Source organism: Acerihabitans sp., assembly GCF_036398755.1.
In the GTDB taxonomy this organism is placed as follows: Bacteria; Pseudomonadota; Gammaproteobacteria; order Enterobacterales; family Enterobacteriaceae; genus Acerihabitans.
Genome location: NZ_DASWOM010000008.1, coordinates 1 through 9,206, shown reverse-complemented (window position 1 = coordinate 9,206; position 9,206 = coordinate 1). Strand labels below are relative to the sequence as shown.

General features: G+C 53.7%; 9 protein-coding genes and 1 pseudogene. 2 read left to right on the top strand and 8 right to left on the bottom strand.

All coding sequences use genetic code 11. The features are described from left to right. Positions 1–141 (top strand): annotated as a pseudogene (locus VGC33_RS01380) (phosphatase PAP2 family protein); the annotation flags it as partial. A gap of 108 nt (positions 142–249) precedes the next feature. Here VGC33_RS01380 and VGC33_RS01375 read toward each other — a convergent pair. The 8 genes from VGC33_RS01375 to VGC33_RS01340 all read right to left on the bottom strand — a co-directional run bounded on the left by VGC33_RS01375 (position 250) and on the right by VGC33_RS01340 (position 8,820). After that, complete coding sequence (locus VGC33_RS01375; RefSeq protein ID WP_331118257.1) at positions 250–2,163, bottom strand: BglG family transcription antiterminator; 1,914 nt, start codon at positions 2,161–2,163, stop codon at positions 250–252. 36 nt (positions 2,164–2,199) lie between these two features. Beyond that, complete coding sequence (locus VGC33_RS01370) at positions 2,200–3,105, bottom strand: DMT family transporter (RefSeq protein ID WP_331118255.1); 906 nt, start codon at positions 3,103–3,105, stop codon at positions 2,200–2,202. Between the two features lie 2 nt (positions 3,106–3,107). After that, entirely contained in the window at positions 3,108–4,550 is a 1,443-nt protein-coding gene (locus VGC33_RS01365) for a glycoside hydrolase family 1 protein (RefSeq protein ID WP_331118253.1), read from the bottom strand. A gap of 66 nt (positions 4,551–4,616) precedes the next feature. Then, positions 4,617–5,747: a PTS sugar transporter subunit IIC gene (locus VGC33_RS01360; protein WP_331118251.1), complete on the bottom strand. Its 1,131-nt coding sequence runs from the start codon at positions 5,745–5,747 to the stop codon at positions 4,617–4,619. Between the two features lie 112 nt (positions 5,748–5,859). Continuing rightward, a complete protein-coding gene (locus VGC33_RS01355) occupies positions 5,860–6,177 on the bottom strand; it encodes a PTS sugar transporter subunit IIB (RefSeq protein WP_331118249.1) in 318 nt (105 codons plus the stop codon). A 156-nt stretch (positions 6,178–6,333) separates the two neighbouring features. Beyond that, positions 6,334–7,974 (bottom strand): phosphoenolpyruvate--protein phosphotransferase, encoded by a 1,641-nt coding sequence (gene ptsP, locus VGC33_RS01350; protein ID WP_331118247.1) that lies wholly within the window; start codon positions 7,972–7,974, stop codon positions 6,334–6,336. Positions 7,975–7,992: 18 nt separating this feature from the next. Beyond that, on the bottom strand, positions 7,993–8,253 hold the full coding sequence (locus VGC33_RS01345) for an HPr family phosphocarrier protein (protein ID WP_331118245.1): 261 nt from the start codon (positions 8,251–8,253) through the stop codon (positions 7,993–7,995). A 57-nt stretch (positions 8,254–8,310) separates the two neighbouring features. Further along, on the bottom strand, positions 8,311–8,820 hold the full coding sequence (locus VGC33_RS01340; protein WP_331118244.1) for a PTS lactose/cellobiose transporter subunit IIA: 510 nt from the start codon (positions 8,818–8,820) through the stop codon (positions 8,311–8,313). 179 nt (positions 8,821–8,999) lie between these two features. On the opposite strand from VGC33_RS01340, the gene VGC33_RS01335 reads away from it, so the two are divergent. Then, the coding region (locus VGC33_RS01335) for an AEC family transporter (RefSeq protein ID WP_331118242.1) at positions 9,000–9,206 on the top strand (207 nt) is incomplete at its 3' end.

The window sequence follows — 9,206 nt, the reverse complement described above, 5'->3', positions numbered from 1 at the left end:
GGTTATCATTGGCAAAGCGACGTGGATGCGGCGCGGGTGGTCGCCAGCGCCGTGGTTGCCACCCTGCATACCAACGACGCCTTTATCCAGCAATTAGCCAAAGCCAAGGCGGAAATCCGCGCATTGAACTCGGCGCAGTAGTTTATTTTCCGGTTAATCGCCCCCGGCGACGGCTTTTCGCGGGGGCGCTAGCGCCGATACGCCGCCCGATGTGGTTCCACATGACAGCGGCGCGGTGGTCAACCTCCGTCAGAAGCATTCGACCATCGTGGCGACAAATTGCTCCCACGTCTGGCACTCTTTGACCTTCTTTAGATTTATCGGCTCCAGCAATAAGACGATGAGGTTGTCGAAAATATCATAAAACAGGGCGCGTTCGCCCCGGCTGATAGAGAACATCAACACCACGTTCACCATATTATCGCCCCAGGTGAACGGCTTATCGGTAATGACCACGCTCAGACCGGTCTTGGTCGCATTCATTTTCATCGAATGGGGAACGGCGATATTACCGAAGGTCGTGGAGTAGTTGCGTTCACGCTGAAAAACGTCCTGCATAAAAGTGGCGTCCACATAGCCATGCCGGCGTAGCGCCTCGGCCATCAGGGGAATGGCCGCGTTTTCATCCGCCACGGGCGGGTTGCGGAAAAACAGGTGCTCATTGGAAATTTTCAGCAGGTTTTCCAGCAGCCTGGCCCGCTTCTTTTTCTGCCGTACCCGCTCGATTTTATATTGCAGGGCCGAGATGTCCCGGTCGGTAAGAAACGGATTGATATAGACCCATTCCATCATGGACTGGGGGATTTGGAGGGTGGAGATCAGGAAGTCCGGCGTGGGCAGGTTCTCGAACTCGCGGTAAGAGGTCACGATGGCGCGGATGATCAACTGCTGCCCGAACAGACCGGCGATCTGCGACAGGAGCTGATTGGTATGGTTGTGGTAATGCGGTACCAGCAACACGCAGCTGACCTTATTCTGCTCGGCGTTCTGATCGCCCAAAATGCTGCCGATATGCAAAGCGATATAGGCGATTTCGTGTTCGTCGACGGTAAAACCCGTCGCCTGCCTGATTTTTTCCGAAATAGCCACGGCGCACTCGAAGATCAACGGACAGGAAGCCTTGATATGCTCCGTCAGCGGATTACGGGTGACATGGCCGTGCTGCAACCTGACCAGCAGATTTTTAATGTGGATGGTGAAACGCACCAGAAATTGTTCGCTATCGCCGTCGATAAAATCGTAGCGCCGCATCTCCTCGCGCAGCGCCCGCACCAGATCCATGCACTCTTTGCCCGCCAGCGCCTCGATGTTGCCGGAATGGATTTCTTCCATGTCGATTCTGATCAGGCTGCTGAGCAGTACCACGGTCAGCCCCTCGGTTTCCTGCGGGGTGTAGATCACGTCGAAGGACCGTTCGATATCGGCGATGACCTGCCGCGCCAGCGTCGTTTCATGCTCGTCGTAGCGTCGCTCGCCGGTGGGCGATTGGGTGAACGTGCAATTATTCCTGATACGATCGATGCTGATGACCACATCCAGCACCAGGCTCAGCAAAGCGTACTCATTGATAAAATAGTGATACGACTTGCACGCTTCCACCAGGATATACACCAACTGGTTGATATCATATTGCGGAAAGATTTTACCGATTTCCTCCAGGCTCAATATGTTGTCGCTGAATTCCGCAAACAGCATGCCGGAAAACATGCGGCGTTTATCCTGTTCTTGCCCTTCCAGCGTCAGGCGATCATTGGCCACGGTGAGATATAAATTGAATTCCTTGAGTTTTTTGCGCACTAGCAGCAGATCTTTCTTGATGGTTTCATAACTGACGCACAAGACTTCGCCCAGGGCATACAGATCCGGCGGCTGTCCCGGGAGACGATTGTTTAGCAATTGGGTCAGCAGATAATTGACCCGCTCCCCCGGCGTTTGCGGCATCTTGCCGGCGTGGCTGGACAGCGCGCGCATCGCCCGCGTTTTATCCACCCAATAGCCGCGATGCGAGGATTGAACCAGCCCCGGTTCCTGGACGTTGATTTCGGCGATATAACTTTTTACGCTGCGATCGGTTACCGACATGTTCATGGCCAGAACGTGCGCGGTCAGTTCCTCATCGCTATCTAAAAACAGGCGAAGCAATTTCAGATGCTTGTTTTGCATTTACCCTCCCTTGGATGAGTCCCCCGGTACTGCCCGTCAGCGCAGCAAGGTTTTCGGTGGCCGCAACTGTTGCCGCGGCGGCATGCGCGTCATCACGCCCAGCCCCGCGATGACCAATACAATCCCCAGCATCGCCCATACCCCCGGTATCTCATGAAACACCAGGGCCCCAAGCAGCGTCGCCACCACCGGCTCCACCGAGGCCATCATCGCGGCGTTGCCCGCGTCGCCCCGGCTGACGGCCACGGTATACAGCAGATAAGGCAAAGCGGTATTCACCACCCCGGCCAGCATGACCCACAACAGCGCCGCGGGCGCGGCGCGCAGCACGCCCAGGCCGTGGGGAATATTGACCGCCAGCATGGCGCTCGCCGCGCCAAACAGCAGGCTCCAGGCGGTAACCGTCAGCGCGGCGCATCCCCGCGTCTGGATTTTGGCCAGCAAGGTATATATTGCGTACAACAATGCGGCGAGCAGCCCAAAGCCAATCCCGCCCCATGAATAACGCCCGGTGCCGGAAATAACCCCGGTCACCAGGCAGCAACCGGCGAAGGTCAGCCCCAGCGCCGCCGCCTTGCCGCGCGTAATGGGATCATGGAATACGGCGACGGAAATCACCATCACGATAGCCGGCGATGTGTAGATCAATACCGCCGTCAACGACAGCGAAATTTCCCGCACCGCCAGCACATAACACAACGAGTAGAGAAACAGGCAGCCGGCCCCCATCACCAGCAACCAGGGCAATTGCCGCAAATTGATGCGCATCCTGGCGGATTGGCATAACGCCATGGCGCAAACGATCAGCGCGGCGACCAGCAACCGCAGCGCACCGATCTCGGCGTTGTCGAGGCCGTAAGCTCCCATCTGGCGCATCACCAGACCGGAGCTGCCCCAACAGACGCCGGCCGCCATCGCCGGCAATGCGGGTTTATCGAACACGCTCAGAGATCCTCGCCGTTGCTGGCGATAACCCGTTTATACCAGTCGTAGCTTTTTTTCAGGCTACGCGCCCCGCTGCCGTTGCCATAGTCATCGAGATCCACGTAAATAAAGCCGTATCGCTTGCTCATTTCCGAAGACGAACAGCTGACGATATCGATGGGCCCCCAGGGGAAGTAGCCGATAAGCTCCACCCCATCTCGAATCGCTTCTTTCGCCTGTGCCAGATGACTGCGCAAATAATCAATCCGGTAATCATCGTGGATTTCGCCGTTCTCGTCCGGCTGGTCAAAAGCGCCGATACCGTTTTCAGCGATCATGATCGGCACCTGATAGCGATCCCAGTATAAGTTGAGTTTGGTGCGCAATCCCATCGGATCGATGCCCCACCCCCAATCGCTGGCCTTGATATTGGGATTGGGATAGGAGGTTTTGTGTTTTTTCACGCTGTCGCTGTCGCTGATACGCGTGTAGTAATAAGAAATCGCCATAAAATCGGCGGTGGCGCGCAACGCCTCTTCATCGCCGGGATAAAAACGCAGCTCAATGGCATTTTCCTCGAAATAACGGAATGCATACCCGGGATATTTGCCGCGCAACAATACATCGCCGAAAAAATATTCCATCTGGTTGCGGCGCACCGTCGCCAATACGTCCTGCGGCTTACAGGTGGCGGGATAGCTGATACCATCGGCGAACATCATCCCGATGCGAAACGCCGGGTTGATGCGGCGCGCCAACGCCGTGGCTTTGGCGCAGGCTACCATCTCGTTGTGCACTCCCTGATATTTTGCCTCCAGGAGATTAGCCACTTTATCTTCGGCAATCCCCAGATGGTTGAAAGACTCATGGGTAATCAGATTGATCTGGTTAACGAGTATCCAACGTTTCACCTTATGCTGGTAACGGGAAAACACCGTTGCGCAATAACGCACGAAAAAATCGACCAGCTCGCGGGAATACCAGCCGCTGTAGGCGGTGGTCAGATGTAGCGGCATTTCATAATGCGACAGCGTGATGACCGGCTCCATGCCGTTGGCGATGATCTCATCAATCAACCGGTCATAGAATTGCAGTCCGGCTTCATTCGGCGCCGCCTCATCCCCATTGGGGTAGATGCGCGCCCAATTGATCGAGGTGCGGAAAGCGTTCATTCCGGCATTCGACAACAGCTTCAGATCGTCCCGGTAGGTATGATAAAAATCGATGGCATTACGCTTAGGATAAATGCCTTGGTTATCCGCTATCGCCGCTTGGATATAGGCGCTGGTGATTTCCTCATTGTATTTTTTTTGCAGGGATACATCGTCGCGGAATAGGTTGATATCCGCCACGCACCAGCCTTTGCCGTCCTCGCGCCAGGCGCCTTCGCACTGATTGGCCGCCACGGCTCCCCCCCACAGGAATTCACTGGGAAAGCCATCGGGAACGCGTTTAGTAGTCAAAATAGGTTACTCCTGTTATCAATGCGGCCGGATAGCCGCATGGGAATAGGGAATTCATGTTCCGCCTTACTTGCCGGCCGCAGCCAATTCCGACGTAACTTGTTGTTTTTCGTAAATTTTGAAAAAAGGATACCAAATCAAGGTACTCACGGTCGCCACGGCGGCGAACAAAATGAGACCGTTAATATCCTGCGATACAATCCAGGTCGAAATCGGGAACGGGCAATACCACATGTCGAATACCGCGGCGGGGATATTGACCAGCCCCATATCGAGGACGACATAGGTAATCAACGGCAAAATAATTCCCTGCAGCCACAACGGCACCATCAATATCGGGTTCCACGCTACCGCGCCGAAAATAACCGGCTCATTGATGTTAAAAATACTGGGCACGAACGATGCCGAGCCTAACGCCTTTAATCTTTTGGATTTTGAGCGCACCAGCATAATCACCAGCGGTAAAGTGGCGCCAACGCCACCTATCGCCACCCATCCCGAATAAAACACCTCCGCGGTAACGATATTCGTTGCGACGCCGCCGGCGGCCACCGCAGCCATATTGGCGCTAATGCCGGCCAGATAAATAGGTTTGGTCAGAGGAAACAATACCCAGCCGCTGATCCCCATGGAGTAGAGGAACACCCCCAAAAAGCTAATCAGCAGAAATCCCGGCAACGTTTGGGCAAAACTGGTGATCGGCATAAAGATGTTCAGCAAAATCTGATAGAGATTCAGCTGAAAGATATATACTGCCAGCCAACCGGTAACCGTTACGATTAAAATAGGTATAATGGCGTCAAACCACACCCTGACGAAATCCGGGATGGCGCTGTCATCTTTAAAGAACGAATATTTCCCAAAAATGCCCATAATAAAGGAAACATATATCCCTGATATAATAGCGACAAACATGCCCCCCGCGCCGAAGTATTTAAATTGCAGTACCGGGACCTCTTGTAATTTAACGATAATCATAAATAAAGATATGCCCACCATCCCGGCAATCAATCGCATTTTATTGAGCTTCTTCTTTTCCATATAGTTAAATGGAATCAAAAAAGAAATAAATACAGAAATCAGCCCCATGGTATAACTGGACAAGGTCGAGAGGTTGGGAAACCACGGGAGAAAATTCTTTAGTATCGATAATACGGTAACCAAGGAGCCGACCAGAATCATCGGCAGCACCTGCATAATCGAGTCCTTCAACGTTAGGACCCAGACATTGCGATTGATTTTATTCATGGGGGGAGCAAAATTGACCTCCATCCAATCTAAAAATTTCTGCATGACGGCGGACCCCTATTCAGTTTATTTTCAATTCCGCGAAAAGATGATCCAGCGCCTGGGCGCCATCCAGTAGTGAATAATACGTTTTTTCCATCAAAATGACTTTGATTCCCGTATCCGCCACTTTTTCTTCCAATTCGGGAATAAGATATTTTAAGTGGGGGCCGACCATCAGGCAGTCTATTTCGTGTAAATAGCTTTCTAATTCAGCCTCGCTGCGCGCCATAACGCTACAATCCAACCCTCGCCTGGCCGCTTCCTTGCGGATATTGGCCGCCAGAAATCCGCTGGAAGCTCCCGAACCGCAAATAAGTAATATATTTAATTTTTTCATTTTTTTGACCTTCGGAAAGATGTTTTAAATTAAGGCAATAGTGATTACTACAGTGTTGTAAGCTTATTTTCAAATACGCTATTTCACCTACTTGGGGAAATTTTTTACTCAACGATTCAGCCGGGAAAAATAAGTGATACACATCACATTCCATCCCTATTTTTCGCGTAAATCGAGCAGCTGAATCGTTTTTTTCAGCGGTAATAATGCCGCGGGGGAAACGGAAAGTTCATCAATGCCCAGACGAAGGAAAAATTCGCTCATATCCGGGTTCGCCGCCAATTCGCCGCAAATCCCCACCCAGATGCCATGGCGATGGGCCTGGTCGATGACTTGAGTTATCAAGCGGAGCAAAGCGGGATGAACGGGATCGTCATAGCGTTCCAGCGCGGGATTCTGGCGATCTACGGCCAGGGTATACTGGGTAAGATCGTTGGTGCCGATACTAAAAAAATCCACCTCCGGCGCCAGCAGATCGCCGATCAGCGCCGCCGCCGGGGTTTCGATCATAATGCCCAATTCTATATCCGGCCGATATGCTATCCCTTCGTTGTCCAGCTGCGCGCGGCATTGCTGATAGAGTTGTTTTAGCTCCCATACCTCCCATACCGCCGTTATCATGGGAAACATGATGGCGACGCGCCCGTAAACGCTGGCCCGCAAAATGGCCCGCAGCTGGGTGATGAGCAGTTCGGGACGCGCCAGGCACAGGCGAATAGCCCGGCATCCCAGCGCCGGATTGTCCTCAGGCGCCAGTTGCAGATAGTCGGCCTGCTTGTCCGCCCCCAGATCCAGGGTGCGAACGATAACCCGCTGGCCGGCCATACCCTCCGCCACCGCGCGATAGGCGGCGAATTGCTCCTGTTCGCCGGGGAGTTCCTGGCGGCCAAGATAGAGAAATTCACTGCGAAACAGGCCGATGCCCTCGGCGCCGTTATCGCGCGCCGCCGCGATGTCCGCAACCGAGCCGATGTTGGCATATAAATTAACGCGCCGTCCGCAACGGGTGATCGCCGGCTGGTCCTTGACGGACAGCAGGCGCTGACGTTCCTGCTGCCGCTGTGATAATTTGTAGCGGTAATGACGAGTCGTCGCGCTGTCCGCGCCGAGATAAACGCGGCCGCTCTCACTGTCGACAATCACGTGCTGTCCTTGCCATTGGGTTGGCAACGCCGGCGTATCAAGCCCGACCAGCGCTGGGATATTCATGGCCCGCGCCAAGATGGCGGTATGGGAATTGGCCGATCCCTTCAAGGTCACAATCGCCATGATGCGCCGGCGATCCAACTGGACGGTTTCACTCGGGGTCAGATCGTGCGCGAACAAGATGGCCTCGCCCGCCGGCTGTTCCGCCGGTTCCGTCCGCTCGCCGCCCAGGATCGCGATAAGCCGCGCGGTCACATCCAGGACGTCCGCCGCCCGCGCCTGAAAATAAGCGTCTTCCATCGCCGCCAGCTGGCCGGCGAACAATGCGCCGGCCTGATTTACAGCCCACGCGGCATTAACGCCCTGCCCGTCGATGGTATCGCGTACCGTCTGCTGAAAATCCTCGTCCTGCAACATCAGTTGATGGGCGACGAACAGCTGGGCATTTTCCTCACCGGTATCCAAGCGAACCTTATCTTCCAGTACGCGCAGTTGAGCCAGCGCGTCGGCGCAGGCCAGGGCGAAACGCGCCAGTTCCTGTTGCGGATTGGCGACCGGCTCCGGGGCAACCGTTACCTGGACGGGGTGATAGATCCACGCCGTTCCCAGCGCAATTCCCGGCGACACGGCTTTGCCTTGCAATATTTGCATCACCTGCTCCTTACCTGCTCAAAGATGGCCGTGGAAAAAATCACGCAGCGCGGCGATAGCCTGTTGTTCATCTTCGCCATTGGCGGATATCGTCACCGCGTCGCCGCATTTCACCCCTAATTTCATGATGGTGAATATTTTTTTCAGGCTGACGCCGGGGTCGCTTTGCTTGGCGATAAGCAACTCCGAGCGGTAATTCATGGCTAAACGCACCAACATGCCTGCTGGTCGCGCATGAATGCCAAGGTCGTCTTTAATGATGTATTGAAACTGTTCCATCTGGTTTCCCTGTTGCACATTGACAGCAATACAATTGCTGCTTCCCGTCGATGATCTTTATTGCGCGCGCTGTTCCAACTGCTCCAGGCGATGGTGCAGCGCGCGGAAAATTTTTAGCAATTGTTTGCTCATCAGCAATTCGCTGTTAATTGTCATCAGCGTATCCTGCGCGTGGGTAAACAATAGCGACGCGGGATATTTTTCGCCGCGGATTTCGCCCTGTACGATGTCGGTTTGTTTGCCGTGAGCATGTTTTATTTTTTGCTGCGCCAAAATAATTTTTTCGTCAGCCAGCGCAAATTTATTTTTCTCGATCTCCGAAAGCGCATCGGTAATTAATGCCCGTGCATCGCCGGCATCCATGATAATGTTCATTGCCACATTGTTAATATGCTCTTGTATATCCATCGGCTCTCCCACCCTAAATTTATTTTCATTCATTCTTTTGCCGAAAAATTTTCCGGCGGTAGAAAAATAGCTACATATCGATAAAGCCAGTTCATCACACACATCGCCAGGGATACAAATAAATAATTTCCTGCTGTATGGGAAATCTTTTACCCGCAAAATTCACCCGCCAAATAAGCGCGGGCGAACAGCGGGCAGCCATGCGCCCGCCTAAACAGCGCAGGCGTGCGTGGCGCGGGTAGAAGAATGACGAGCCTGACTGACGGCGGGCTGCGAATCCCATATACTGCAACCACGGGATAAACATAAGAATAACGTTTACGCAGGCAGGTTTAGGGATGGAAACGGTTGGTTTTCTGGCTCAGCTATCGCACCAGGTTATACTTTCGGCGCCGCTTTTTTTACTCATCGCCACGGGGTTTTGTCTTGGGCGCTTTGCCGGCTGGCCCGAGTCGGTCAACGAGGGGCTCAACCGGTTTTGTTTTACCGTTGCCCTGCCCTGCATGCTGTTCAAAGTGATGAGTAAATTTTACCAAAGCCCCGCC